At 57.7% G+C, this 25161-nt stretch carries 27 protein-coding genes and 2 pseudogenes; 12 read left to right on the top strand and 17 right to left on the bottom strand.

What is annotated here, in order from left to right; all coding sequences use genetic code 11:
- Positions 1-172: 172 nt before the first annotated feature.
- The 10 genes and pseudogenes from QRT08_RS18090 to QRT08_RS18990 form a co-directional block, all read right to left on the bottom strand.
- A complete protein-coding gene (locus tag QRT08_RS18090) occupies positions 173-1312 on the bottom strand; it encodes an acyl-CoA dehydrogenase family protein (protein WP_286047387.1) in 1140 nt (379 codons plus the stop codon).
- Positions 1313-1366: 54 nt separating this feature from the next.
- On the bottom strand, positions 1367-1768 hold the full coding sequence (locus tag QRT08_RS18085; protein ID WP_286047386.1) for a nitrile hydratase accessory protein: 402 nt from the start codon (positions 1766-1768) through the stop codon (positions 1367-1369).
- 2 nt (positions 1769-1770) lie between these two features.
- Entirely contained in the window at positions 1771-2418 is a 648-nt protein-coding gene (gene nthA / locus QRT08_RS18080) for a nitrile hydratase subunit alpha (RefSeq protein ID WP_286047385.1), read from the bottom strand.
- Positions 2411-3100 (bottom strand): nitrile hydratase subunit beta, encoded by a 690-nt coding sequence (gene nthB, locus QRT08_RS18075; protein ID WP_286047384.1) that lies wholly within the window; start codon positions 3098-3100, stop codon positions 2411-2413. Before nthB ends, nthA begins: the two co-directional genes overlap by 8 nt.
- 208 nt (positions 3101-3308) lie before the next feature.
- On the bottom strand, positions 3309-3944 hold the full coding sequence (locus tag QRT08_RS18070) for a carboxymuconolactone decarboxylase family protein (protein ID WP_286047383.1): 636 nt from the start codon (positions 3942-3944) through the stop codon (positions 3309-3311).
- 206 nt (positions 3945-4150) lie between these two features.
- On the bottom strand, positions 4151-4933 hold the full coding sequence (locus QRT08_RS18065) for a creatininase family protein (protein WP_286047382.1): 783 nt from the start codon (positions 4931-4933) through the stop codon (positions 4151-4153).
- A gap of 85 nt (positions 4934-5018) precedes the next feature.
- Positions 5019-5564, bottom strand: coding sequence for a carboxymuconolactone decarboxylase family protein (locus QRT08_RS18060; RefSeq protein ID WP_286047381.1), 546 nt, complete (start codon positions 5562-5564; stop codon positions 5019-5021).
- A gap of 96 nt (positions 5565-5660) precedes the next feature.
- The gene (locus QRT08_RS18055; protein ID WP_286047380.1) at positions 5661-6059 is read right to left on the bottom strand and encodes a universal stress protein; all 399 of its coding nucleotides are present in this window, start codon (positions 6057-6059) and stop codon (positions 5661-5663) included.
- Between the two features lie 424 nt (positions 6060-6483).
- On the bottom strand, positions 6484-6915 hold the full coding sequence (locus tag QRT08_RS18050) for a carbon-nitrogen hydrolase family protein (RefSeq protein WP_286047379.1): 432 nt from the start codon (positions 6913-6915) through the stop codon (positions 6484-6486).
- A 145-nt stretch (positions 6916-7060) separates the two neighbouring features.
- Positions 7061-7288, bottom strand: a pseudogene (locus QRT08_RS18990) (nitrilase-related carbon-nitrogen hydrolase); the annotation flags it as partial.
- Between the two features lie 414 nt (positions 7289-7702).
- On the opposite strand from QRT08_RS18990, the gene QRT08_RS18045 reads away from it, so the two are divergent.
- From QRT08_RS18045 to eno, 3 genes are read left to right on the top strand one after another with little or no spacing between them, the layout of a single operon-like run.
- The gene (locus QRT08_RS18045) at positions 7703-8563 is read left to right on the top strand and encodes a DUF6282 family protein (RefSeq protein ID WP_286047378.1); all 861 of its coding nucleotides are present in this window, start codon (positions 7703-7705) and stop codon (positions 8561-8563) included.
- Positions 8560-9939: a glycerate kinase type-2 family protein gene (locus QRT08_RS18040; protein WP_286047377.1), complete on the top strand. Its 1380-nt coding sequence runs from the start codon at positions 8560-8562 to the stop codon at positions 9937-9939. Before QRT08_RS18045 ends, QRT08_RS18040 begins: the two co-directional genes overlap by 4 nt.
- Positions 9940-9963: 24 nt before the next feature.
- Entirely contained in the window at positions 9964-11241 is a 1278-nt protein-coding gene (gene eno / locus QRT08_RS18035; RefSeq protein ID WP_286047376.1) for a phosphopyruvate hydratase, read from the top strand.
- 163 nt (positions 11242-11404) lie between these two features.
- Here the strand turns inward: eno and QRT08_RS18030 are convergent, their stop codons facing one another.
- From QRT08_RS18030 to QRT08_RS18020, 3 genes are all read right to left on the bottom strand, one after another.
- A complete protein-coding gene (locus QRT08_RS18030) occupies positions 11405-12958 on the bottom strand; it encodes a sodium:solute symporter family protein (RefSeq protein ID WP_286047375.1) in 1554 nt (517 codons plus the stop codon).
- Positions 12951-13253 carry a hypothetical protein gene (locus QRT08_RS18025; protein WP_286047374.1) on the bottom strand — a complete coding sequence of 101 codons (303 nt, stop codon included), beginning with the start codon at positions 13251-13253 and terminating at the stop codon, positions 12951-12953. The genes QRT08_RS18030 and QRT08_RS18025 overlap by 8 nt, the downstream gene beginning before the upstream one ends.
- Positions 13254-13867: 614 nt before the next feature.
- Positions 13868-14440, bottom strand: coding sequence for a DJ-1/PfpI family protein (locus QRT08_RS18020; RefSeq protein ID WP_286047373.1), 573 nt, complete (start codon positions 14438-14440; stop codon positions 13868-13870).
- A gap of 268 nt (positions 14441-14708) precedes the next feature.
- Here QRT08_RS18020 and QRT08_RS18985 point away from each other — a divergent pair, with 268 nt between their 5' ends.
- The 5 genes from QRT08_RS18985 to QRT08_RS18000 all read left to right on the top strand — a co-directional run bounded on the left by QRT08_RS18985 (position 14709) and on the right by QRT08_RS18000 (position 19218).
- Complete coding sequence (locus tag QRT08_RS18985) at positions 14709-14918, top strand: NAD(P)-binding domain-containing protein (RefSeq protein ID WP_369684863.1); 210 nt, start codon at positions 14709-14711, stop codon at positions 14916-14918.
- Positions 14919-15371, top strand: coding sequence for an NAD-binding protein (locus tag QRT08_RS18015; RefSeq protein ID WP_286047372.1), 453 nt, complete (start codon positions 14919-14921; stop codon positions 15369-15371).
- On the top strand, positions 15368-16021 hold the full coding sequence (locus QRT08_RS18010) for a cyclase family protein (RefSeq protein ID WP_286047371.1): 654 nt from the start codon (positions 15368-15370) through the stop codon (positions 16019-16021). Before QRT08_RS18015 ends, QRT08_RS18010 begins: the two co-directional genes overlap by 4 nt.
- A 632-nt stretch (positions 16022-16653) precedes the next feature.
- A complete protein-coding gene (locus QRT08_RS18005; protein ID WP_286047370.1) occupies positions 16654-16956 on the top strand; it encodes a PadR family transcriptional regulator in 303 nt (100 codons plus the stop codon).
- Positions 16957-17082: 126 nt separating this feature from the next.
- On the top strand, positions 17083-19218 hold the full coding sequence (locus QRT08_RS18000; RefSeq protein ID WP_286047369.1) for a DUF262 domain-containing protein: 2136 nt from the start codon (positions 17083-17085) through the stop codon (positions 19216-19218).
- 180 nt (positions 19219-19398) lie between these two features.
- Here the strand turns inward: QRT08_RS18000 and QRT08_RS18980 are convergent, their stop codons facing one another.
- Positions 19399-19803 (bottom strand): DDE-type integrase/transposase/recombinase, encoded by a 405-nt coding sequence (locus tag QRT08_RS18980; protein ID WP_369684862.1) that lies wholly within the window; start codon positions 19801-19803, stop codon positions 19399-19401.
- Positions 19804-19984: 181 nt separating this feature from the next.
- On the opposite strand from QRT08_RS18980, the pseudogene QRT08_RS18975 reads away from it, so the two are divergent.
- A pseudogene (locus QRT08_RS18975) lies at positions 19985-20338 on the top strand (Gfo/Idh/MocA family protein); the annotation flags it as partial.
- Between the two features lie 281 nt (positions 20339-20619).
- Here QRT08_RS18975 and QRT08_RS17995 read toward each other — a convergent pair.
- The 3 genes from QRT08_RS17995 to QRT08_RS17985 all read right to left on the bottom strand — a co-directional run bounded on the left by QRT08_RS17995 (position 20620) and on the right by QRT08_RS17985 (position 22400).
- Entirely contained in the window at positions 20620-20958 is a 339-nt protein-coding gene (locus QRT08_RS17995; protein WP_286047368.1) for a hypothetical protein, read from the bottom strand.
- Positions 20955-22049 (bottom strand): ComEC/Rec2 family competence protein, encoded by a 1095-nt coding sequence (locus QRT08_RS17990; RefSeq protein ID WP_286047367.1) that lies wholly within the window; start codon positions 22047-22049, stop codon positions 20955-20957. The genes QRT08_RS17995 and QRT08_RS17990 overlap by 4 nt, the downstream gene beginning before the upstream one ends.
- Positions 22050-22211: 162 nt before the next feature.
- Positions 22212-22400, bottom strand: a complete 189-nt coding sequence (locus QRT08_RS17985; RefSeq protein ID WP_286047366.1) for a hypothetical protein — start codon at positions 22398-22400, stop codon at positions 22212-22214.
- Between the two features lie 220 nt (positions 22401-22620).
- Here QRT08_RS17985 and QRT08_RS17980 point away from each other — a divergent pair, with 220 nt between their 5' ends.
- The 3 genes from QRT08_RS17980 to QRT08_RS17970 all read left to right on the top strand — a co-directional run bounded on the left by QRT08_RS17980 (position 22621) and on the right by QRT08_RS17970 (position 24883).
- On the top strand, positions 22621-23055 hold the full coding sequence (locus QRT08_RS17980; protein ID WP_286047365.1) for a TRAM domain-containing protein: 435 nt from the start codon (positions 22621-22623) through the stop codon (positions 23053-23055).
- A 614-nt stretch (positions 23056-23669) separates the two neighbouring features.
- The gene (locus QRT08_RS17975) at positions 23670-24488 is read left to right on the top strand and encodes a ParA family protein (RefSeq protein ID WP_286047364.1); all 819 of its coding nucleotides are present in this window, start codon (positions 23670-23672) and stop codon (positions 24486-24488) included.
- Positions 24485-24883, top strand: coding sequence for a DUF8160 family protein (locus tag QRT08_RS17970; protein ID WP_286047363.1), 399 nt, complete (start codon positions 24485-24487; stop codon positions 24881-24883). Before QRT08_RS17975 ends, QRT08_RS17970 begins: the two co-directional genes overlap by 4 nt.
- Positions 24884-25161 lie beyond the last annotated feature (278 nt).

Raw genomic sequence — 25161 nt, 5'->3', positions numbered from 1 at the left:
GTCAAGACGCTCCGGATTTCGATCTCCCAGCACTCGGGATACAGAGGTCAATACCTGAAGTGCTTCGTCAGATCGCTCAGTAGACGTCATTGTACATGATCGTAATTTCGATATTCCCCACGACACAGTAACGGTTCTATGAACCGAAAGAGACCGCTGGAACTCGATTGAATCAGTCGTCGTCTCGCTCGAAAACGGCCTCAGCGAGCGTATTCTTGTGGCCTTCGTTCGGGCCACCGGCAATCGTGAGAAGTTTTGCGTCACGCAGATACCGTTCGACATGGTGCTCAGTCGTGTAGCCGATACCACCGTGGAGTTGCATTGCGTCGTTTGCGTTGTCTACGGCGGCCTGTGTGGCATTGATTTTCGCCATACTGAACTCGCGTGTGACGTCGTATCCGCGATCGGCACGGTCGGCTGCACGGAGGGTGTGTAACCGAGCGGTATCGACTCGTTCAGCCATCTTCCCGACCTCCCAGCTCACCCCTTGGAAGTCGCTGATGTGCTGGCCGTACTGCTCACGGGTACTCGTGTAGGCCACTGTATCTTCGAGGGCTGCCCGGGCGATACCGACACCGCGAGCTGGGACGTTCACACCGGTATGTATCTCCCCACGCTGAACGTAGCCTTCGCCCTCCTCCCCGACGAGTCGATCATCGGGAACGCAAACATCCGAGAGGGAGACGCGCGGGGATTTGACGCTGTTCGCGCCTAGCGTCTCCCACACCGTCTCGACTTCAAAATCGTCGGTCGGAACGAGAAACGCGCTGATGTTGTGTAATGCGTCCTCCTCAGGGCCCGTTTTCGCGTACGTGAGGACGTAGTCTGCGTCAAAAAAATTCGTCACCCACTGTTTGTGGCCGTTGAGTACCCACTCATCCCCGTTACGCTCAGCGCTGGTCTCCATCTCCAGTTTATTACTTCCTGCGTTCGCCTCACTCAAGCCGAGTGCGCCGACAGTATCGAAGGACGCCATTTCGGAGAGGAGGTCCTCACGCTGCGCTTCGGTTCCGAAGCGCTCAACGACTGCCGCAACTCCGAGGTGGAGTCCGATAGTACTCGCTACGGACATGAGCCCAGCCGATAGCTCTTCGATCATCAATGCGAGTTCGACGAGGCCTTCGCCCCGGCCCCCGTACTCTTCCGGAAGCGTCACGCCCGTCAAGCGACGTTCGCCGAGTTCGCCGAAGATCGTGCTCGGGTACACCTCCTTTCGGTCGAGGTCTCGCGCCTTCGGTTTAATCTCCTCTTTTATGAACTCCCGAACCTCATCTCGTAGCTCCCGTTGATCCTCCGTCAAGTCAAATCTCATGTGCCTTGGATGTACCCCTAGCCAAGTGAAGGTTGGTCAGTGAACTAGAGGGAATTACCGGTGATGGTGACCATCGTTGCCATCATGGTTATGTTCGTGTTCGCCTTCGACAAACTCAGAAGCATCCCGGTCGCCAGAAGCAAATTCATCTACTCGCTGTTGTAAACGCTCTGCACTAATCATCTCGTCATTGAGCACTGTGCGTTCAAGTGCTTGCAACCATTGCTCGTAATAGATCTCTTCAGAGTAATTGCCTTCATTATCGCTTTTTTCAATTTCGTCGACTAATCTCGATTGGAAAGCTTTCCATTTGTATTCATTTGCGTCGTATTCAGAGAGAATAACTGCGAGAGCAAAAGCGCGCGCTTGCCATGGCGATTCGAAAACAGGTTGATCATCACTCATCGGTAGATGATCAATCGAGTATCCATCGGTGGAGGTTGACTGTTCAGTCATAATTATGCCAATCGGTCAACACCGATCATAGCGTTTCGCGTTACGTGCTCAACCAATTCGTCTTCGGAAAGATCGTCCGTACCTGGTGGCTGCTGTGGAAGAACCATATAGCGTAGCTCGGATGTACTATCCCAGACGTTGATCTCTATGGAGTCATCGAGATCAACGTCGAATTCCTCCCGTAGTAGTTCTCTGGGTTCACGTACTACTCGAGATCGATATTCCGGTGATTTGTACCAGGTTGGTGGAAGACCAAGGACGGCCCATGGGTAGCAGGAGCAAAGCGTACAGACAATAATATTATGAGTGTCTGGAGTGTTTTCCAGAGCAGTAATCTCCATTACATCTTCATTGATTTCGATATCCAATTCAGCAATAGCATCGATACCGTTGTTAAGTAGTCGCTGTTTGTAGTCCGGGTCTGTCCATGCACGAGCAACGACCTTGGCACCATTTAGTGGTCCTATTTCAGTTTCATAGGTCGAAACAACTGCATCCACAGCATCAGTCGATAATAGTCCTTCTTCGATTAGTAATGACTGAAGCGCGCGAGCCCTCGGTTCTGGGTCGTATTCATGTGCTAACTTTTCGACGGTTTCATTGATATGGTTATTTGGCGAATGGTTGTCGGTGTCTTCGTTGTTACTCATTTTTTACCTCCTCTAAATAGCTCTCCCAGAGCTCGATTCGAATATTATTGTCTTTGCTTCCCGTATCTCCCCAGATTTCGTCTAAACTGAATTCAACATTATACATAGGTTCAGCCACATCACCGCCATGAGCATGAGAATCAGGCAGAGTATGAGTTCCACGATCCTCTCGAATGATCCCTTCTGCTCGTCGAACGTATTCTGGACATCGAGTATGTCCTTTAGGATTCATATTTCGAACACGGACTTTATCACCGACTGAGAACGAGGGTTCTTGAGTCTCGCGTCGAGAACTATATCCTTCGGTAACGCCTGCAAGGAGTTCGTCAATAAGCATTGGATTGGTTTGTCGAGGAAGAGAAACATCCTCCGTATTACTGAACTCTTCGACACGGTCACGTAATTCGTCGGGGGATACAACACCCTTCTCGACGAGTAGGGTTTGAACAGCAATCAACCACCGATCATAGTATCTTGCTGTGAGATAATGATCAGGTTTCATGCGTTCAACAGCATGTCTAAACTCGTCCATATTGTGAACTCTAGAGCCAAGGGTACCGACGAATGCGCTATGAACAAGCCCCTCCCACTGATCATAGTATCCAATCGTATCTATCGTGTTTTCATCTGTATCAAGATCCCCAAACCCATCCATTCCACCAACGTCATGGATGCCATTCATAGTGTGTGTTATCTCCACGCATGGGCTTATACATATTGGAGTATTCCGGACTATTCTCCGACATACTAGAAAGAATAATGCAGAGGATTCGAGGAGAAACATAAAGATCGGACGAGATCCGTACCCTACGGGATCTCGGCCGATGGAACAGAGCTTTCGGCGAACATATCCGCCTGAAGCGTGGGCGTGCTCGGCGCGACGGTCCGAATCAGGCCAGAGTCGTCCACTCCTCGCGGCTCATGCCCGGGTAGACGATGCCAGAGATCGCCTGTAAGACGGCCGTGTAGACGTGGATCGCGATGCAGTCGAGGATCTCGAGGAGTTCGGCCTCCGAGAAGCCGAGTTCGCGCAGAGCCTCTAGGTCCGTATCGGTAATCGCGTGGGGGTTCTCGGTCGCCTTCTGTGCGAACTTGAGGACGACCTCCTCCGACGGTGAGAAGCCAGTCTCGCGGATTTCCAGACCCTTCAGGTCCTCGATAGCCGATTCGTCAATGCCGAGGTTCTCGAGCGTTGACTCGTGGAAGAACTTGCAGGCCTCGCACTCCATGACCGACGCCACGACGAGAGAGATCTTCGACTTGAGCTCAAACGGTATCTCGCCGCCGTGGTACATGTGGTGCATGTGGTCCCAGACGACCTTGAGGAGGTCCGGATCGTTGCCCAAAAGCAGCCAGAGTTTGTTGAGTCCCAAGTCCTCGTCGAGTTCGCCCTCGCGCTCTGCGCGGATCGTCCGGTAGAACTCTGCGACGCGTCCCTCGGCCTCTTCTTCAGTTACGAGGCTGACGGAGTTCTCGCGCACGTTCGTCCGATCGCCGCCGGCGGCGTCAGAATTTAACTCGACCATGTCAGCTCCCATGTATCCGGTCGAGATAAATGCATCCCGGAGGTCGGCCAATTCTCACCACCGCGAGGAGCCATACAATTATATCCGGCCTAGTGGGTGGATCGAACGCGCCGGCGAATGGGGGGTAATCTCGTCGTTTCCCGGAAACAAACCTCCTGGGGTGTCCCTACTGGTGCGGCAGTGTCTCCATCCCGCGTCGGACTCTGTCACTCCTCGATTAGCTGGGTCACCACGTCGATGCCGGCCTCGACGATTCCCTCATAGATCGTCTCCCCCTTCTCGGCGCTCGACATGGTCGGGTCGCCGACGTGCCCGAGGTTGCCGTTCTCGGGAGTGTGACGGGGGCTCGGCGAGAGGACGCGGTCATCCGGCGTGACGAGGTCGTTCGTGTGGTAGTCCGTCGGAGGGTCGCTCGTCTCCGGGACGAAGGAGTCCTCATCGACGAGGTCGGGGTACCGCGCGAGCATGAACGAGGTTTCGAACTCCCCACCGTGCATGCCGTCCTCAGGATCGCCGTCGCGCAGTTCGCGGTGCAGGCGCATACCGATCCGGAGGGGGTCGATAGCGACGAACGACACCTCGGGATAGTCTTCTGCCGCCTCCTTCATTGCTGTCTGGATCGCCGGGAGGTTCGCGACGCGGTGGCCGTTGACGGTCACGACGTTCTCGAACCCGTGGCCGGCGAGGCTCGCGTAGACGTCGCCGAGTACCGCCACAACCGTTTCCGGCGACAGCGAGACCGTCCCCGGGAAGCCCAGGTGATGGTTCGCATCCCCGTACCAGATCGGTGGCGTCGCGAGCGCGTTGGTGCTCTCGGCGATCCCCTCGGCGATATCCCGTGCCTGGAACGCGTCGACGCCAAGCGGGAGGTGCGGACCATGCTGCTCCGTCGAGCCGATCGGCACGACAGCCGTTGGTGTCGAGTGCTGGTCGAGGTACGTCTCGACGTCCCGCCAGGAGAGCTCCTGCAGTCGAACGGAATTGGTCACGCGGTCTCACCTCCGCACGCGAGAGCTACCGGGTCGGAGGTCGTGGTTGAGGCGCAGACCGTCCGGATTGGATTCGCTGTGCACATCACTTGACCTCCCATCCCACGAACTCCTCGCTGGACTCGAGTTCGACTCCTAGGGCGTCGATGACCCGCCCGAGTGCGAGGTACGCGGCGGCCACTGCCGCCGCGCCGACGACCGCTCTGTCGTCGAGGTATTCCGCTAGCGCCTCGTGGTGGGCGTCTGTCACCCGTCCACGGATGACCGCCCGCCCGTACGCGACGAGCGCCCGTTCCTCCTCGGAGAAGGGCGGGCGCTCGTCGCGAGCGATCGCACGGATCTCGCCCTCCGAAATCCCCAAATCGGTCGCGATATTGACGTGCTGGTGCCATTCGTAGGCCGATCCGATCTCCGAGGCGACGGTTAGGATCAGGAGTTCTCGCTGACGATCCGAAAGCCCCGAGTCGCTCCAGAGTGCGCCGAGGAACCCGCGTAATCCGGCGAGCACCTCTTGGTTATTCCCGACGGCGCTGTATACGTTCACCCGTTTGCCTGGCTGCAACGACGAGACGACGAGATCCCGATACTCCGGATCTAAGTCCTCGTCGACCGCGTACGGCACTCGAGCCATGGCCGAGGTACAGAATGGTGGACGATAACAATTGTGCAAGCAGGAACGTAACCCGGACGCCTGTCGGACCGGCACAGCGGAGAGTTCGAACAGAACTCAGCGGACGATCGTGACGGGTACCGGCGACCTGCGGGCCACCGTTTCGGCGACGCTGCCGAGGAGCACCCGCGTGGGGCCGGTCCGGCCGTGACTACCGACGATGACGTGGTCCACGTCAGCCGTCTCGGCGTAGTCAACGATCTCTCGTCGAGGTCGGCCCGTGACTACTTCGACGTCGACCGAGATTCCGGCCTCAGTCAACTCGTCTTCGAACTCCGCTAAGCGCTCTCGCATCTCCTCGAGGTCCGGCGGGTCCTCGTATATCGCCGTGTCGATCATCGGGATCGTGACGTGTAGAAGCGTAACCTCGGCGTTGGGGAAGGTCGAGTGGACGAAGTCGACCGCTTTCCGAGCCGGATCCGAGTTGTCCACGGCGACTAGCACATGCTCGGTCATACTTGGAGGTCGATCGGTATGTGTCAAAAACATAACGGAGATTCCGAGTTTCCGGGAAATAGACGGAGGTACTGACAGACTGAGTCACCCTCAGACACGTCGAGCCGCCGGATACGCGGGATCGCCGGATCTAGCGTCTGGGATTGGCCGGCCGTTCAGCGAGGTTTCCCGACGTGTGACGGTCAGAGTCAGTCTTCGAGCATCGGTACGAGTCGATGGTGAGAATCTCTACAGAGAATACAGCAAGAGTGTCCCGAGGCTTGATCCAGAGGCAGTTCACGGCGTCGCTATCGAACATCATGGAAGGGGTTGGGCATCATCCGTCTTCGATGTCGTGTTCGCTGCGCTCGCGTCCACGTCTGGGTTACTGGGTAGTTCTCGCGCTTGCGGGCGCGAGGTCCGTACCCATAGTCGGTTGGGCTCATCAGGGGAAGTTTGGCTCTGCTTCCACCGGTTCCTCGTCCCGTTGGGACTCGCGCTGGCGACCGTCCGTTGCCTCTAGGCCGGGCACCTCTCGTTCTCCTCGCTCGTGGAGGGGCTTCAGCCGGTTGCGGTTCACGCCGAACTTGAAAATGTCGAATCGATTGTACTGGCCGATGACGTCGTGCATCAGCTTCTGCTTGATCGTCGATTCAAGGTCGAACTCGGCGTAGACGATGCCCTTTTTGTCGTCGAGCGGTCCGGCCAGAATCTCGTCCGTCGGGCCCACGACCGCGGTGAAGTACCCCTGGTTCTTCCCGCCGAGCAACTCTTCGGCCCGGTCGGTCTCGCAAACCTCGTCGAAGTACTCGATCGAGACGATGTTGAAGAGCTTCTCCTCGAAGGCGTGCGTGTGCGACCGGATCTTCGTCGCCACCGCAATGTCGTACTCCTGGTTGAAGTGGAACGCCGGATAGTTGGAGACGTGTAGCTGCTAGCACTGCGCCATGAACGCGTAGCGGGCCAGAGAGTTTGTGCTCTCCCCGCAGGCGAGGGTGCCGAGCTGTTCTGTACGGCGTGTCGTAGGTCCGGATCGAGGAGCCGTCGCCGCGGCCCCACGAGAGCTTCTCGGCGTGGGTAGGGATGATCTTCCGGTGCTTGCCGAGCAGCTCGCCCTCGTCGCTGATGACGAGATGTGTGTTGTAGAGTGTCCCGGTCGTCGCCGGGCCGCGCTCACAGACGCCGATCACGAGGTAGATGTTCTCCTGATCGGCGACCACGCAGAGGCGGTCGGTCGGCGGACCAGGCACACCCACTGACTGTCCACGGTATACCGCTTGTACCAGTCGTAGTCGTCGATCGGGGTGTTCACCCAGTTCCAGTATGGATAACCGGGATGTACGTCTCCGGGAAGCCGATCACCTTGGCGCCGTTACCGGCTGCCTTCCGGACTAGTCAACACGTCTTCTCCACGAACGCCTCCCTGTCGAGGTAACCGGGCGACGCTTGGACCGCCACTACCGTGAACGTCTCATGCGAATACTTGTGAAGATCTCCCATATGTGACAGTAGCAGCATTTTATGATGTAAAAAGGATTACGGAGAGTGAAACGCGCTTGACGGCTCGCGGGGTGTTGCCCTCGCGACGAGCGCGCTGGAGACAGACGGATGATGACAACGCTCACCGAGACACGGACGATCGGAATCTCCGCGGAGGCGCACAGATGACGGACATTCTCGCAGACGCAATAGACATCCACGTACACACCGCTCCCGACCTCATCGAGCGGAACCTGACGGACCTCGAACTGGCGAGGGCGGCCGTCGATGCGGGCATGCAAGGAGTGGTCGTGAAGAGCCACGTCGTCCCGACCGTCGGCCGTGTCGACCTCGTGAACGACGCGGTCGGTGAGGAGGTACTCCACGGCGGAATCGCGTTGAATGGCGCCGTCGGCGGCCTCAACATCGATGCGGCGGAGACTGCCCTGAAGCTCGGGGCGAAAGTGGTCTGGCTGCCGACCGCGTGGAGCGCGAATCACGCCCGTCAGTGGCGCGAGGCGGGCACGTCCCGCTTCGTCGGTCAGCGGATCCCGGGACCGAGCGAGGAGCTTACTGTCGCGCGCAACGGAGAGGTGACAGAGCGCGTAGCCGAGATCATTGACTTCGTGGGGTCCTACGACGCGACGCTGGGAACTGGCCATGCGAGCGCGGCGGAGACGGAGGCCGTCGTCGCCGCGTGCGCAGACGCGGGCGTCCGTGTCATCGTCAACCACCCGTTTTTCCGCGTCGTCAACCTCTCTGTCGACGAGCAGCGGCGGCTCGCGGAGATGGGTGCGATCCTGGAGTACTGTGCGTACTCCGTACGGAGCACCGAAGGGCACACTGTCGAACGGGTCGCTGACGCGGTCAACAAGATCGGTGTCGAGTCGTGTCTCCTGGCGACGGACCTCGGCCAGCGGGACAATCCCCCGATCGAGGGGTTCCGCGAGTTCGCCCGCGGTGTGCGCGAGGCGGGCGTGTCCGAGGAGGACCTTTGGACCCTCGTCGCGGAGAACCCTGCGCGCGCGCTCGGACTGTCGCCGTGACCGCCGACCGACCGGGAGAGGCCGATACCGCGAACGGGACGATCCGAAACCGAGAGGACCTCATCGACGGCCCCGAAGCGGACCTCCGTCGCGCAGCCCTCGACGTGATAGAAGATGCCATCGCCGCCGTCCACCCGCATCGGCTTCTCGATCGGGAGGTGGAGAGACCCACCGAGGGCATCTTCACGATCGGCGGTGTCGAGTACGATATCGCCAATGTCGAGCGTGTGTTCGTCGTCGGCGCAGGCAAGGGCTCGCAAGCGCTGGTCGAGGCGGTCGTCGACCTGCTTGAGGGGGCCGCGGACGTAATCGAATCGCTCGCCGTCGAGAAGGCCGGCGGCGCCGAGGAGAGCGATCGCGTCCGGGTGCTCGAGGCAGGCCACCCCCTGCCCACGGAGGCGAGCGTCCGCGCGGCCGACGCCGTCTTTGACGTCGCCACCGGGGCCGAGGACGGCGACCTCATCTTCGTCTGCATCACCGGCGGCGCCTCTTCGCTCCTGGCCGCGCCGGACGACGTCACCCTCTCAGACCTCCGGACGACGACCGACCTGCTCCTCCGGTCAGGGGCACCAATCGAAGAGGTGAACGCGGTGCGGAAGTGTCTCTCCCAGGTGAAGGGGGGGCGGCTCGCTGAACGGATCGCGCCGGCTACGGGTGTCGGACTGATCGTCGTCGACGAGGTCGCTGGCGAGCCGTGGGGACCGACCGTCGTCGACGAGGTCGACCCGGCCGAGGCTGTCGAGGTGCTCAACGGCCTAGATCTCTTGGACGCGGTCCCCCGCGACGTTCGGCAGGCCCTCGCGAAAGCAAAGACGCCGGAGATCGGACCGGTCGACGTGGTTGATAACGTGACGCTGGCCACCGCGGTGGATGTCTGCGAGGCGGCCGTCGAGTGCGCGCGGACGCTGGGGTACGAGCCGCTTTTACTCTCAACGACGATCGAGGGCGAGAGCCGGGCGGTCGGGCGCGTGCTCGCCGGCATCGCGAGGGAAGCGGCGACGCACAGACGGCCGGTCGCACCCCCTTGCGCGCTCGTCTCGGGGGGCGAGACAACGGTCTCCGTCTCCGAGCCGGCGGGATTGGGCGGCCCGAACCAGGAGACGGCGCTTGGGTTCGCCCGGGGGATCGACGGCCTCGAAGGGGTTGTCGGTGCGTTTATCGGGACCGATGGGACCGACGGTCCGACAGACGTCGCGGGCGGTATTGTCGACGGCGAGACTGTTGCCCGGGCCGAAGCCCATGGCCGCCCCGTCCAAGAGGGGTTGAAGAACCACGACTCGACGGTCGTCCTCGACCACGTCGGGGACGCGATCCGGACAGGGCCGACGCACACGAACCTGATGGATCTTTGCGTGATCCTCGCACGGAGACTTTAACACGTCGGATCGAGAGGTCGTGGCATGGCTGGAGAGACGATCGAGGCGGTCGACGCGCGCGAGATCCTCGACGGACGTCTGGAGCCGACGCTTCGGGTAGAGGTCGTGACCAGCGGCGGGTCTGTGGGGCGGGCGGACGTTCCCCATGGCAGATCCAGGGGGGCGAACGAGGCAGTCGAGGTGCGCGACGGCGGCGAGCGCTACCGAGGACAGGGCGTTAGCCGTGCGGTCCGAAACGTGACCGAGGTGATCGCACCCGAACTCTCGGGGCTCTCCGTCACCCGCCAGCGGACGGTCGACGAGCGGCTCGTCACACTTGACGGGACCGATGACCGCTCGAACCTTGGCGCCAATGCGCTGACCGGCGTCTCACTCGCGACGCTGCAGGCGGGCGCGGCCAGCGTCGGACTGCCACTGTACCGGTACGTGGGCGGCGTAGACGCATCGCTTCTTCCCATCCCTTTTTTCGATATGATCGAGGGCGGAGAGCTCGCCGAGAGCGGCCTCGACTTCCAGGAGCACCAAGTCGTCCCGATCGGGACCAACTCCTTCGAGAGCGCACTCCGAAAGAGCGCCGAGGTGTATTACGAACTCGGCGACCTTCTCAAGGACGAATGGGGCGCCTCGTCGCTCAACGTCGGCGACGAGGGAGGGTATACGCCGCCGATGGACGACGCACACGACGCGCTCGACGCCGAGTTGCGGGCGATCGAGCGACTGGGCTATGACGACGAATTCGGACTGGCGCTCGACGCGGCGGCGACACACCTCTACGACCTCGAGTCCGAGACCTACCAGTACGGCGGCGAGGACTTGACCTGGGATGAACTGTTCGATGTCTACGGGGAACTCGCGGAGACGTTCCCGATCGTGTCGATAGAAGATCCGCTCTACGAGGAGGACCTCTCTGGATTCGCACGGCTCGCTGATCGACTTGATGTCCAGATCGTTGGCGATGACCTGTTCGCGACGGACCCCGCCCGCGTTGCGCGCGCGGTCGATCTCGGCGCGGCGAACGCGCTCCTCCTGAAGGTCAACCAGGTCGGGACGGTGTCAGAAGCCATGGACGCGATGGCCGCAGCCGTCGACGCCGGCTACGGCGTGCAGGTCTCAGAGCGGTCCGGACAGACGCCCGACAGCTGGCTCGCCGAGCTGACGGTCGGCCTCGGCGCTGGGCAGATCAAGACGGGTGTGACGCGGAGCGAGCGGGTTGAGCAGTACAACCGCCTGTTGGAGATCGAGGCAGAACTCGGCGGGGCGGCGTCGTACCCGGCGTGGTCGGCCGTGCGCGGCGGCCGCTGAGGGGCGCTCGCGGGACTCGAGGACCCGCTCGTGGTCAACTCGTGACAGCGGCCGAGCGAGTCAACTCGCTACCAGGGAGGACCGCCGCGTCACGTCGGGCGAGGAACGCGCGGCTTTTGATTGCGCGGAAAAATACGGAGAGAACGGTCCGGAGGCGACGCCGTCAGTCGTCAGCGGGTGTGGCGCCGGAGTCATCCGGGCGGTGGATACGCATACCCTTGACGAGCACCTCGCGGTACTCCTCCTGATGCTCCATAGGCACGGGATTGGAGACTTTTGAGACGATGTAGTAGACGACCGCGGTCAGCGCCAGGCCGTATACGGCCGGACCAAAGAACGGGAACATGCCGCCAAGTGGCGTCCAGATCGCGAGCTGCATGAAGACGAGTCCGACAAGTAGCGACCACTTCGTCCCCGCCGTGGAGGCACCCTCCCAACAGAAGAGGCCGATCACGCAGGGGATGTAGAGCAGTACCAACGCGACGCCGTCGGTTGCGAGTGGGATAATCGCCTGCTCGGCTGCCGGACTCAGCGCGAACGCCAGTACGACAAGCGAGAAGATGACAGTGAAGTACCGACCGATCTGCCCCTCGCGCTTGGACTCCATGTCAGGTCGGAACGGCCGCTTGACGATGTCGCGGACGAACAGCGAACTCGTCGTCAGGATCTGGCTGCTGATCGTCGACATTCCCGCGGCGAAGGCGGCGACAACGATAATGAGCGCGCCGACCGGCGCGAACTGCGTGTACACGTACGTCATTAGACCGTCGGCGGCGATCCCCGCCGGGAGTTCCTGGATCAGCCCCGAACTGACCCCGCCGATGATGAGCGCCGAGAAAGTGATGATCCACAGCGCCGCCGTCCCGGACAGAACCGCGGTCTTCGCGATGACCTTCGGGTTGTCGGCCATTAGCATCCGCTGCCACATGTGCGGGACGAACACCCACGCGAACATCCAGATGAGCGCGCCGGTGTACCAGTCGCCTGGCGACTCATTTTCGGTGAACACCCACAGATCGGGGTTGTTCTCAAGGGCAAGTGAGAAGCCTGCCTGGATGCCACCGGCCCAGTAGGCGACGGCGGCGGCGGTGATGACGAGCATGCTCATGAAGATCGCACCCTGGAGAGTGTCAATCCACGCGACGGCTCGTAGTCCGCCGACGTAGAGATACAGGGCGACCATCCCCATGAGGGTAAAGACCCCCCACGTGAAGTATTCGGGGACGCCAAGGGCGCCGATGAGAGCTTGGGCGGCGCCCGTGAGCTGGATGACAGCGTAGGGGACGAGTGCGAGGATCCCGATCAGCGCGACGAGGATTCGGATGACGTCGTCGCCCTCGTAGAAGTCCGCCACCAAGTCCGAGGGAGTGATATGGCCGAACCGCTGCCCGAGGAGCCAGAACCGGGTACCGATCACCCAGATCAAGAACGCCCCCGAGATATTGAAGAACGCAAAGTACAGCCACGATGTCCCACTGGAGTAGTACGTGCCAGGGCCGCCCAAAAATGCGAACGTGCTGTACCACGTCGCGAGCACCGTCCCGGTCAGGACGATGGTACCGAGGCCACCGCCGAGGTAGTAGTCCGACGGTTCAACGCTTAGCTGTTTGTTGGCGTAGTAGGCTATTATGAGCACAACCGCCATGTAGAGACCGAGCACCAGGATGACGTTCTGGAGCGTCAGAATACCGCTCTGCAGGAGGAAGAGGTCACTCACCGACGATCACCTCCGCCTCGTCGGACTCCCGCTCCTGCACCGGTTCAATCACCGTGTTGTCGACCGTATCGGCCCACGGCTTGAATAGGAAGATGTATGTCCCGATCAGCACGAGGTGCATGACTCCGTACCAAAGGTAGTGCCAGAACGCCGACTGGGGGAGCGGCCCGATCAACTCGGGTTCGTTGAACACAAGCCCGAACACTGAGAGAGCTGTAGCGAACCACGCGAACAGGATGATTCCTAGGAACACCTTCCCAATCGTCGTTTGAGGGATGATCGGAAACGCTTGCATATCAATTGACGACATATGCACCACCTTCTATCCAGTTACTACACCGGCCGCACCCCATGTGGTCAGGTAACATGAGGAATGATTCTCGTCCTTGTATTTAAATCTGCAGGGAGAGATGCTGTAGCCACGCACGGTCTAGTGTTAGCCCCCGTTTGACTAATGTACGGAAGTTGAGTGTTTGTTGTAGTCGGTGAAAATTACACTGCTGAATAAAGATTTGTACCTATCGTCGGATGTTAGGCCGACTGCCGACCCACGTCAAGTGAAAGCGATCGATACGCGTCTTCAAAATATAAAATTGCTCTTATATTTTTCAGTTACGATAGTTGAATCGACGTCAACCTAATCGAGAGAAGGCAGTCAGATGACTGTAGCTATCAACAAGACATATCGTTTCGGAGGGATCAATTTCCGGGACAGTCAATAGAAAAGGCTGCAGCAGAATCAGTACCCGGCAGCTGAACAGTCCGATACCCAATAGCAGCTGTGAGTCGATATCGATCACAGCATAGAGCCGATAATGGACTGACTCTACTGTTCCCCAAGGACTGCCACATGATAGTTTTCCGACACAACGTCAACTAATTGTTACTATTGATGGACGATCGAGGACATCAAACGAAGAGTTCCTCGCCGTAGGGGTAGTCCATTTGATCTTTGATCTCGTCTCTGATCGCCGGTGAGGCGAGCAATTCACAGAGATACAGTCCAAGGTCGATTGAGGCGGTGACACCCCTGGCCGTGATCACGTCGCCGTCACGGACGATTCGATCCTCAACGAGAGTGGCGTATTCGGGCAGTTCGTCAAAAGCCATCGGGTGCGTCGTCGCGCGTCGTCCTGAGAGAAATCCTGCTGCTCCAAGCAGGAGTGCTCCCGTACATACCGAGACTTTATACTCGCAGTCGGCGGCCGTCTTTAACCACTCCACGAAGGTCTCGTCTTCGATCAGCGGGTTGACGTTCATGCCGCCCGGAACAACAATCATATCATACCCCTTCAAATTCTCGTCCATCGCCGTTGCTGTGACGGCAAGTCCGCCTGTACCAGTCACTTCCGGTTCAGTCGCACAGATGTCCCACTCTACGTCGTCGCGGAACCTCATCGTTTTGAGTCGCGTTACGGGATCAAAGATGCCGACGAAGTCCAGCACTGTCATACCCTCGTACACGACGAACGCGATTTTCATACTCGTAAGTAGATCCTGAAGGGTATCACTCTTCGTACCGCGAGAACGTCCCTCATACATCTTTTGAACCGTGAAACCACCTCCTCGTGTGTCCGCTGAAAAAATATCAGCTGTGTTTGCCGTCGACTTGACAGACGAAGATTTCGCCGATTAAACAGTTCGGGATATCCAATGGGCTAACCGACCTACCTGTTCATCGCGATCACGCCTGTCGGACGACCGCTCTGGGGATCAGAACAATCATTGATCGGGATAAACGTTAACAGATATGGTTGCGGGTAGATTCATCGGACTCGGGAACATGGGCGGCAGCATGACTCGCCACCTCCTCAACGACGTACGCGAGTTGACAGCGTTTGAGGTCGATGCGGAGACGAGAGAGCGTCGCGGACGTCGACGTCGCCGAGGACGCCGTTTTGGGGCTCAACGGAGCGAGGTGGTCTTCCTCTCGCTGCTGGGACCTGAGCCGGTCCGCTAGGTGATTGAGGGCGAACGGACCGAAATAGATCCAAAGACGATGGTGGAGATTTTCAACGAGAACACCGGTCAAAATGCCGTGACCGAGGGTAAGTTCCTCGCGTACATTATTCCGGGCCGGTCCGAACTAGGGTTCACGCTCGCGTTGATTCACAAGGACATGCGGTTGTTCAGTCGTCTCGCTGATAACAATGACGCGCCGGTACTGCTCAGAGACACGGTCCGCAACCTCGGCGGCTACGCGAAGAAGAAGTTCGGAGATGACGCAGATATGGCTCCCTCTATGAGTTCGTCGCGCGACGAGTGGATCCGGAGGACTAAGTTCCGTCTGTCGCGTCCCGCGGTCGACAATCCTGCGACCACCGCCGTCTGCAGTCGAACGTCACACAGCCGCCGCGACCGCCGTTTGGGACGCCAACGTTTATCTACGAGAAGGGCGGCCGGTACGCTATGACACACTGGATCGACCTCTCTCAGGACCTGTATGACGGGATGCCACACGCGAGCGTCCACCCGAAGCCGTCCTTCGAGACACTAACCTGCGTCGCCGACGACGGAATCAACGTAACGCAATACACCGCTGTCACTCATGTGGGAACCCACATCGACGCACCACGACACCTCGTGGAAGGCGGCAGGACGATTGACGACTTCGAAGTCGGATTCTTCGCCGGAAGCGGAGTCGTCGTTGACGTTTCTCGCGACGAGCCCACGAAGATCTCGCTTGAGGAGTTCCAGTCGGCGCCGGGCGACGTGAAACCAGATGACATCGTGTTAATCTACACCGGCTGGTGTCACAAGTACGGTAACGACAACTACGATCCTCACCCATGGCTCTCCACCAAACTCGCCAAGTGGCTGGTCGAACGGGACGTGCGCCTTGTGGGAATCGACACGATCACCCCGGACCTCCCCGGACTCTTCCGAGAGGAGGAATGGAACAAGTATCCGGTACACCGTACACTCTTGGGCAACGGCGTACTCATCGCCGAACACCTCGGCGGGCTGGACGCCGTCGCCGGCGAACGACTAGCGATCCGCGCGTTCCCCCTGAAGATTAGGGGTGGAGACGGCGCGCAGACCCGGATCGTCGCTCGACGATAATGGTTCAGAGAGATAGCTCGGCAAATTATATCCGAAGACGACGTCTACCGCGAGGTTCGACAATGCACTCGGCGAGTGCCTATCACGTCTACAGTGCCACTTAGATGAAGCGCGATCACCGAGGCTAGTACGGGTATTCGGTCGCCGTCAGAAGACTGCCCCGGGTCGTAAACATGGTGGTCCTCGACTGAAGGAGCCCCGAAAACGAGCACACGGACGTTCGATCTGCTCTGGGTGGATTAAACGCCCGATGGGGGTTGTCAGGCTCGACGATTCATCGATGAAGCACTCCGCCAGTTAGCTGACGTCGGGACGGTCGACTACGACTCACGCACACAGACAGTCTGCCATCAGCTCTCGCTAACGTTCAAGGAATATGCGCATCCCTCTGCGTATCAGGAGTTGCCGACCGAGGTCGTCAACAGCAGCCTGCGCTGATTGTCCCGTTACTACGTCCGCTCTCAGTGATCGGTGGATCACGCAATCAGTTATCGAAGAGTTCGTCGAATACTCGCCGAATAACCAAACCGTGGAAATCCAGAACCGTTATTCAGGATGACAGTGTCAACTGAGATGATGTCAGAGCACAAACCGTTCCGGGCACCGAACAGCAGCAGCGCACCGCACACGATTTGACCGCTTTTCAACAGAACATCCTGACCGTGCTCGGCGAGGAACCGATGTACGGGCTGGCGATCAAACGCGAACTCGAGAGCTACTACGGGAGCGAGGTCGATCATGGCCGTCTGTACCCGAACCTCGACGACCTCGTCGAGCGCGGGTTCGTCGCGAAGAGCGAACTCGATAAGCGGACGAATCAGTACGAGCTGACCGACGAGGGGTACGAACTCCTCCTTGGCGACCTTGAATGGCGGTTCTCGAAGCTCGTAACCGACGACCAGCGGGCGAGCGATATCACCGCGCTCGTCGAGTAGCATCCTGGCCGATCAAAACGCAACCACGTGAGACAGCCAGACGTATGAATCCGCGTTGAATAGCTCATTGCTTTTGTAAATGGGAACCATCACAAGAACTATTGAGGCGGTAAATCTGCGTGAACCATGCAAACACGTACTGAGACGCTCGCGTCTCTGTATCAGGACGGCCTGTTCGATATCCCGTCATACCAGCGAAGCTACTCGTGGGAGCAATCACAGTTAGAGGATCTTCTGGACGACCTCCAATATCTGCCCGAGGGCTCGAGTCATTTCTTCGGAAACGTTATCCTGGATAAGCGGGACGAGCCGTACCGGACGGACAAAGGTCGCCAGCTCAACGTGTTCGATGTCGTGGACGGCCAACAGCGGTTGACGACGGCGCTCATCTTGCTTTACGTCGCAACACAGGTTGATGATGTTGTCAAGGAATCAGTAGAAACAGACAATCTGATCTTCCCCGTCGACGAACGTCCGCGACTGCTGCCACAAGATCAAGACGAGGAATACTTTCGCGATAGCCTGTTTGGCGACTCGACATTGGAGCAGACGACGCCCTCCCAAGAGCGGCTCGCTCACGCATACACATTCTTCGAGGCGGCGTTCGAGAACCCGCCGGTCAACGTCTCGGTGCGAGAGATTTCGGAGCGACTGCGCTACAGCTGCACGATCAACGTCGTCGAGATCGAGGACGATTCTGAGGCGGCGTCCATCTTCGAGAGTCTGAACGATCGCGGGAAGCCCCTCTCCACACTTGACAAGATGAAGAGCTTTCTAATGTATATGGACGACCGTTCAAGCAATCGGGGTGCACTCGAAGAGAAGATCAAACAGCGGTTTGGGGGCATCTATAAGGAGTTGTTCGTCCTCTCGAACGGCCACGACCGCGTCAGCGATTTCGATGAGGACAGCTTCCAGCGCTTCCACTGGGGCCTCTACGACGGGTACAATGCCAACGAGTACTTCGACAGTCTCGGGGCGCTCAAAACCCGGCTTCGACGCTTGTATCGGGAGGGCGATTATGAGGGCGTGCAGGCAGAGATCGACGCGTACACGACGGATCTGCGAGAAGCTGGGTCAGCCTTTGCCGCACTATTCCGTCCCACCCAACGTCCCGCTCCCGTCGAGTCTGCGTTAGAACGACTGCTCGCGCTTGGGCGGCTCGCGAATGTCCTCCCTGTCCTGATGGCGGCCCAGTTGGAGTATGGTGACGTGGCCCCGGAGGAGATGGCGGACATTGTTCATGCCTGTGAGACACTCGTGTTTCGGATGTACGCCGTCGATAATCGACGCTCTGATACCGGACGCGGCCGGCTCGTCCGCCTCGCGCACGATATCCATACTGACAAGACGATGCGAGTCGAGGATATCCTCAACCGGCTTGCGTCTATCACTCGGATCTATACCGCAGATGATCGCTTCGAACGGTTGCTGCGGGATCCCGAGCTCTACAAGTCGATGTCCAGTCGAGACGTGCGATACCTCCTGTCCCATTACGGCCAAGAACTCGGGGTCGAGGTGGGAGAGTACGTCGAACATGATCTCGAACATATTCTCTCGACTGATTTCGGCGTCGAACACATCCTTGCGCGAAACCTCGACGACGAGGACATCCCCGAGAATCTCCGCGAGGTGTTCGAGGACAACGTCCATCGACTCGGTAATCTTACAATTGCCAGCACCTACTGGAATAGCTCCTACGGCAATCTCCCGTTTGCAGAGAAAAAGACGGCAGAAGGCGATCGAGAAAAAGAGTATCAATCCTCTATCTTACGGGTGCAGCAGGTGTTGGCCAATTACGAGGAGTTCGGGCGAGACGAACTCGAAGCGCGCGAACAGGATATCGTCGACTTCGCACTCAATGAGTGGCCGCTCACCACCGAACACGACGGCGCGAGCATCTCGGCCTCCGAAACGGCGACTCACGAATCGGAGTACGAGCAGCTACCGGGCGACTTTTTCAGACGATTGACTGATCGACAGGAGGCGTTTCTCCGAATCCTTTTGGACGCGGACGAGTGGGTCCTGAGTGAAGACATCCGCCAGGAGATACAGAACGAATACGCCCTCTCGTTGGGTACAGGAGGTGGGGCGATGGCCGGTATCCTCTCTGGATTCAGCCGAAAATACGGGAGGGAGTTCGCCCGCGATCTCATCGATAGTCGATGGACAGGTGAACAAGGAGAGTACCGTCTGAATTCAGAGTATGGGTACGAAGAGGAACTACGTGACCGCCTGAATCCGGATTCGACGCACAGGTAGCCTCGCAGTGTCTCGGCCAAGTGATCGCTGAGGAAGGCGATCGCGTTCTGCTCGAAGTATGCCCGATCACCGTTGACACTCGATTTGTCATTGGCTGTCATTCAGAGAGAGACTTGATGTGCCGCGAACGCGAGTTCAGCGACGCGTATTCGTATTCGGATTTCACCACCCTTGCCGCGGTCAGTAGCTCATACCATCAACCCGAAACTCAGTCGCAGAGAGGTCGTAGCGGTCATGGAGCTGCTTGAGGGACGCAGCGGCGGGGGCGTGCCCCCGCCGCCGCGAAAGTTCCACGGCCAGAAGCAACTTTGAGTCGAGATCAACCGCCGCATACAGCCAGTACCACTCACCAGTTACTCGGACAACGGTTTCGTCGACCGCGACCCGCCATCGACGCAGCCGAGGGGAGTCGGGAGCGCTGTCGGGGAACCGACGTTCATTGAGAGATCGCTTGATACGAGCGATCAACGCCAAGGAGGTCAAGGACGGTGACCGTTTCCCTGATCGACAGCCCCATCGAATGGGGGTGGACGAACCCCACGCATTGTTCTCCTCCAGAATAGGGAGATACCGTCGTCCTGCCACCAACGTACTTCCAAAGATAGCAATCGTAAGTTGATTTGAGAATTTCCAAATAGTATTTATTTACCTCAAATGCTGGACGTAGGTTGATAACGGCGTTTCGGGAACGACTATCTGGCATGAACTCGGAAATTATGATCTCTTCCGAGCGAGAAGGACTCGAAACTGATCGCTCAATGTCGCAGTTATTGGTACAGGTGCAATCGCCCAGCGGTTGCACATACCAACCTACCAGAATCACGATCGTACGACAATCGCCGCCGTTTGTGATGCTGAAGAAACGGAAGCTATCACAGTCGCGAACAAGCTTGAGATTCCAGAATACTATACAGACTACAGAAAACTCCTCGACGACGGAAAAATCGACACCGTCAGCGTCTGCCTACCGAATCATCTCCACCGAGACGTCGTTGTCGAGGCCCTTGAGCAGAATATCCACGTCCTTTGTGATGTCCACGGTTTGCTCGATCACCGACGTCTTATTGACGACGTTGGTTCAGAAACTGGGCTTCTATTCTCTTTCATCACCAATATTTGAGTACTCTCAAAGAGAGGTATCCAGCCACTCATTGTAGGGCTATAGCTCTCCCCCAATCGTCCCTTGTACACTGTTACCCTTGGCTCGTCTATCCCGCGCCACGATTATGCCACGCTAGTATGTAGCACATCTGCCGACAAAGTACCTGCCGTCGGTTGAAATAGTTACGGTCCCATATGAATCGATTTGTAGTGTGTCTTATCAAGTTCTCACGACGTCTCTGATAACCAGATAACCGTAAGAACGAGCGATCATCGCTACCAAGGGATATAGATTCTTACCTACTGATTCTCGTCACGTCCTGGCGGCCGCTCAGCCAGCTCGTCGAACCGATCTTGAAGCTCCGACCGTCGTTGTTGAGTCGCCTGTGACTGGTGCTCGATCTCGACAATCTCACCGTCGACGAGCTCGATACTGACAACGCCCAGTTCGTCTCGTGCACGCTGGGACAAGGTGTCTGCAGAACAGTGAATCTCCTCACGGATCTCTCGATCTGATGTCCGATCATCGTTCTCTGCGACGGCATCGGCGTCACGCTTCTCGTCTTCGATCAAGATGACTGCAATCCCCTCCTCGATTCGATCGATCGTCCCGATATACGTCCCATCCGGAAGCGTCATGCAATCACTCCTGTGGCGACAGCCGCCGATGGTGAGGTGGAACGCCTCTCTTGAAGCAGAGACACGCCAGTCGTACGCGCTGCGATCGGTTCCTGCTCAGTCGGTGGCGAGGCCGGTTCAGCCTCGACTTCGGGCTCCTCACGCAGTGCCAGTGGATCGGTCGTTGCATTCGTTTGAGTTGCGACCGTCCATGTCTCACCGTCGCTTTCGAAGATCATCGTTCCATGGACAGCGGTCCAGTAGGCAGCAATATCCCGCTCGGCGAACGCCGCAAGCGATTCCTCGTGTGGATGTCCATATTGAGAGTCGTACGCCGAGGAGATAATCGTTGCTTGGGGAGCAAGCGTATCGAGGAATTCGGATGTCGAACTCGTCTTACTCCCATGATGACCTGCGTGATAGAGATCGACGTCGAGGTCGTCCCCATGGGCATCGAGTAGGCGGTCTTCGACGTCAGCGCCAGCATCACCAGTAAACAGCGCAGAGGTCTCTCCGAACTCGAGCAACACGACGACGCCGTTGTAATCCAGATCATCCGGTTTGTCGGAATTGGCAGGCGGATTCAGGACGGTAGCGTGCGTCGCCTCGTTATCAAATGGAATCTCGTCACCCTCCTGGGTCGTATACAGGGTTACGTCGTGTTCTTCAATGGCAGTGAGATAGCGGTCATAAGCCGCCGAATCGTGGGGAACACCCGAATCCCACACCGCCCCAATACCGTTTCGCTCGGTTTCGTAGTGCTCGATGATCGCCGCATGTCCTCCGATATGATCGGCGTGGCCATGGGTTGTGACCAGATGATCGATCCGGTCGATATCGTGGGCATCGAGATACGCGAGAACAGTTCGTCCATCGTTGGGCCAGTCGCCTGAATCGATCAACATCGTCTCGCCGGACGGGGCGATAATGAGTGTTGCATCGGCCTGCCCGACGTTGATCGTGTGGATCTCGAGCGCTTCGTTGAAATCGTCAGTGGGGGTGTCGTCGGTTCCAGTATCGTTGTCGGTTGGCGCGGGGTCTACATTGCTGAGACAGCCAGCGCTACTGACGAGAAGGACGAGTCCGATGAGAACGAGTCGACGCCGATCCATACACCTCAGTCTCTCGCCGCACTCATTTATTATTGAGGTATAATCCTCCCGGAATCTAGTGCGACAGTTCAGAAATGAGCTTGACGTCGAAGTCGTCGTTCGCGATCGAAAGCAGGCTGGACAGGGCGAGTCAGGTCCCTAATGTAGAGATCCAAGTAGGCATTACTCAGCGGTTACTGCAGCCATGAGTTCTCGCTTTTCAAGATCCCAGTACCAGGCAATATCCTCGATCATCGAATCGAGTGTGTCACACTCGTAACACCGACACTCCTCGTGTTTTGCAGCGTTCAGCGCTTGGACGATCAGAAGCCAATCGGTGTAGAGCCATTCGTCAGGGGTTGCAGCTGGCATACGCCCCCTGGCCTCGTAATCGTAAATAAACTCTTGGAGCCCATGGATGTCCAGTCTACCGATCGATCACCGATACTGTGAGACGGCCTCGACTCCTATACACGTCAGAGAAATACACTCTGTGCAACCGCACACTAGTTACAAAATAGGAAGAGGCAGTCCTTGCGGGTCGCTGTGCCCACGGAATTAAGTCGTCTCCTTCCAATTATTCGCCTATTCCATGGTCGAGATTTCGGATTCGCTTCGCGCTGTTTTCAGTGCGCCCGTCCACGAACGCGACGGCGCATACATTGTCGAAATCCCATCGCGAGAGGTCGCTCACGACGCCCTCACGGTAGGGGAGACGTATCGTGTTGCACTGTTGAATACGCCCACATCGACAGCAACCACCGGACAGGACACTCCGCAGTCCGCCCAATCACAGCGAGAACGGCACCGAGAGCCCCCAGAGCCGCCGGTCGACGAGGGAGAAGTACGCGAGGTGACGATCGAGACGATCGGCGATCAGGGCGACGGGATCGCGAAAGTCGAGCGGGGCTACGTCGTGATCGTCTCCGGTGCGCAACCTGGCGAGCAACCGACTGTCGAGATCGACCAGGTGCAGGAAAATGTGGCGTTCGCCAGCGTCGTCGAGGACGATCCGCGGGCACTCTAACCTGCTGTCAGTTCAAGTGATCTACTTGTTCAAATGGATATAGAGTAGCGTTGCTGTAGTGCGCCCGCGGTCATCGACGACATCAAATCCGTCGTAGTAGTTTGGACGGATGGATCTATTTTTGAGCCGATTGACAGCCTGTCTGATCGTCTTGGAGGGCGTGTGGTGCCGTGCGATACAGCTAATTGAATTCCGACTCTTGATGACGAAGCACCCGTCAATAATTTACCAACAGTTAAAAATTCTTGATTCTCCATCCTGATGATTCCTCTTGATGCCCTATTTTGTGGCTGGTTAGAGGGTCACGGAATCAGTTACGACTCACCCTCTATAGAGTCGTCTTTACCATCCACGATAAACGATGTCACGAATAAAACGAGCGAAACGAACGGAACGAATGAATTGGAGGGAACGCATTCAATGAACGATATGACTTGAAAGTCGCTCTTCTGTAGGCGTAACGAATAAAACGAGCATAACGAATTCATTGATGCAAACGAACAGCGGGTTTTAACAAGACGGAATTCCTTTCATCGAGCGAAATCCGCTCACCGAACGCACCGATCGAAACGAACAAATCGAATACAACGAATTCACCGAACGAAACGAACTAAATGAGCGAAACGAACACTGCACGAATTACCGTAGCGAATCAAAAAGGAGGCGCGGGAAAAACAACAAACGTCATTCATACTGGCGGTGCACTCTCCGCACGCGGCCACGACGTCCTTCTTGTCGACATCGACTACCATGGTGGGCTCACATGCTCGCTCGATTACAACGATCTGTACTACGACACTGACCGGACGACGCTCTTTGATGTACTCGACTTTGAACAGATGGAGTCGGTGAACGACATCATCGTGGAGCACGAGGAATTCGATATTCTCCCTGCCAGCGAGAAACTCGCGAACAATAAGAACATCCAGACCCTTCTAGAAGCTCCCAAGAGCCGAGAACGACTCGGAATGACCCTCAACAAACTTGCCAAGGACTACGACTATATTATCGTGGACACTCCCCCGTCCCTCAACGTTCTCACAGATAATGCACTTGTAGCGACCGGAAACGTGGTGATCCCGGTCCTTCCTGAAAAATTAAACGCCAATAGTCTACAGATTTTTGCTAAGCAGCTTCGAGCGCTTGAACCAGCCTATGGGAACATTAACCGCCTTGCAATCGTGTGCAATCGGGTCGAACAGAACGCGGAACACCGAAACACGATTGAAGAAATTAAATCGGCGTACTCACTACCCCTCTTCGAGATTCCGAAGCGGACGGATCTCTCCCAATCGATTGGTGGGGGGGTATCGATCTTCGGCTTCAACAAGGAGAACAAGCGCGTAGAAGATGCGCGCACGCTGTTTAACGAAATCGCCGATCTCTTCGACGAAACCTTCGAGAAAACCCCGCCAACGGAGGTGGAAGCATGAGTGATGGCTGGGGAGACGCCTCTGGGATCGAAGGCAACTACGAGGACGACGAGGAAGGGGAAGCGAACGAGACGAGTGAGGTTACCGAAGCAGGCGAAACCAATTCATTGACTGGAACGCAGGAAACGAATTCACCGAGCGAAACGAAAGAAACGAGCAAAACGAACATTAAGACCGAGTGGAACGGCCGGACGATCTACATTCCGGACGACATCCTCAACGACCTGGAGAATACATACCTTGAATCCCAGCTGAAGCTCCGGAAAACCGGTCGTGACGAGTTCAAGAAGAACCGGCATTTCTACCCGCTTCTCGTCCAGTTTGGCCTCGAAGCGCTCTCAGACGCCGACGCCGACGAAATTCAGGCCCGTCTTTCCCAGCTTGGCCAGGACTAGCTATCGGTGAACTGGCCATAGTTTCGGTCCAAGACTTGTGAGAAACTGTCCGGTACTACCCGGGGAATTGGATATCGCAATAAATAATATACATTCCCCTCAAAGCTCGAATTTGGGCCAAAGAGAGCTCTACACACAATATTCCTATCACGTCTGTTGGCCATGATTATCTCGGTAATCGCGACCCCTTTCAAGCCCTTTGACGCGTTCAGTGAACACGAATGCTGCAACTTCCCATCGCCGCTTCTCCAAGGCCGAGCTGGCGGAAGCGGCTATCT

Origin of the sequence: Halalkalicoccus sp. NIPERK01 (assembly GCF_030287405.1) — an archaeon.
Taxonomy (GTDB): domain Archaea; phylum Halobacteriota; class Halobacteria; order Halobacteriales; family Halalkalicoccaceae; genus Halalkalicoccus.
This window is presented reverse-complemented; position numbering and strand designations above follow the sequence as displayed.

What these genes read in the sequence shown, in the direction of transcription:
- QRT08_RS18000 (WP_286047369.1), top strand. Translation starts at nt 17,083, where the DNA reads ATGCAAACACGTACTGAGACGCTCGCGTCTCTGTATCAGGACGGCCTG.
- QRT08_RS17990 (WP_286047367.1), bottom strand. Translation starts at nt 22,049, where the DNA reads ATGGATCGGCGTCGACTCGTTCTCATCGGACTCGTCCTTCTCGTCAGT.
- QRT08_RS18010 (WP_286047371.1), top strand. Translation starts at nt 15,368, where the DNA reads ATGACACACTGGATCGACCTCTCTCAGGACCTGTATGACGGGATGCCA.
- QRT08_RS18045 (WP_286047378.1), top strand. Translation starts at nt 7,703, where the DNA reads ATGACGGACATTCTCGCAGACGCAATAGACATCCACGTACACACCGCT.
- QRT08_RS17995 (WP_286047368.1), bottom strand. Translation starts at nt 20,958, where the DNA reads ATGACGCTTCCGGATGGGACGTATATCGGGACGATCGATCGAATCGAG.
- QRT08_RS18070 (WP_286047383.1), bottom strand. Translation starts at nt 3,944, where the DNA reads ATGGTCGAGTTAAATTCTGACGCCGCCGGCGGCGATCGGACGAACGTG.
- QRT08_RS18090 (WP_286047387.1), bottom strand. Translation starts at nt 1,312, where the DNA reads ATGAGATTTGACTTGACGGAGGATCAACGGGAGCTACGAGATGAGGTT.
- QRT08_RS18055 (WP_286047380.1), bottom strand. Translation starts at nt 6,059, where the DNA reads ATGACCGAGCATGTGCTAGTCGCCGTGGACAACTCGGATCCGGCTCGG.
- nthA (WP_286047385.1), bottom strand. Translation starts at nt 2,418, where the DNA reads ATGAGTAACAACGAAGACACCGACAACCATTCGCCAAATAACCATATC.
- QRT08_RS17970 (WP_286047363.1), top strand. Translation starts at nt 24,485, where the DNA reads ATGAGTGATGGCTGGGGAGACGCCTCTGGGATCGAAGGCAACTACGAG.
- nthB (WP_286047384.1), bottom strand. Translation starts at nt 3,100, where the DNA reads ATGAATGGCATCCATGACGTTGGTGGAATGGATGGGTTTGGGGATCTT.
- QRT08_RS18985 (WP_369684863.1), top strand. Translation starts at nt 14,709, where the DNA reads ATGGTTGCGGGTAGATTCATCGGACTCGGGAACATGGGCGGCAGCATG.
- QRT08_RS17980 (WP_286047365.1), top strand. Translation starts at nt 22,621, where the DNA reads ATGGTCGAGATTTCGGATTCGCTTCGCGCTGTTTTCAGTGCGCCCGTC.
- eno (WP_286047376.1), top strand. Translation starts at nt 9,964, where the DNA reads ATGGCTGGAGAGACGATCGAGGCGGTCGACGCGCGCGAGATCCTCGAC.
- QRT08_RS17975 (WP_286047364.1), top strand. Translation starts at nt 23,670, where the DNA reads ATGAGCGAAACGAACACTGCACGAATTACCGTAGCGAATCAAAAAGGA.
- QRT08_RS18020 (WP_286047373.1), bottom strand. Translation starts at nt 14,440, where the DNA reads ATGAAAATCGCGTTCGTCGTGTACGAGGGTATGACAGTGCTGGACTTC.
- QRT08_RS18085 (WP_286047386.1), bottom strand. Translation starts at nt 1,768, where the DNA reads ATGACTGAACAGTCAACCTCCACCGATGGATACTCGATTGATCATCTA.
- QRT08_RS18025 (WP_286047374.1), bottom strand. Translation starts at nt 13,253, where the DNA reads ATGCAAGCGTTTCCGATCATCCCTCAAACGACGATTGGGAAGGTGTTC.
- QRT08_RS17985 (WP_286047366.1), bottom strand. Translation starts at nt 22,400, where the DNA reads ATGCCAGCTGCAACCCCTGACGAATGGCTCTACACCGATTGGCTTCTG.
- QRT08_RS18060 (WP_286047381.1), bottom strand. Translation starts at nt 5,564, where the DNA reads ATGGCTCGAGTGCCGTACGCGGTCGACGAGGACTTAGATCCGGAGTAT.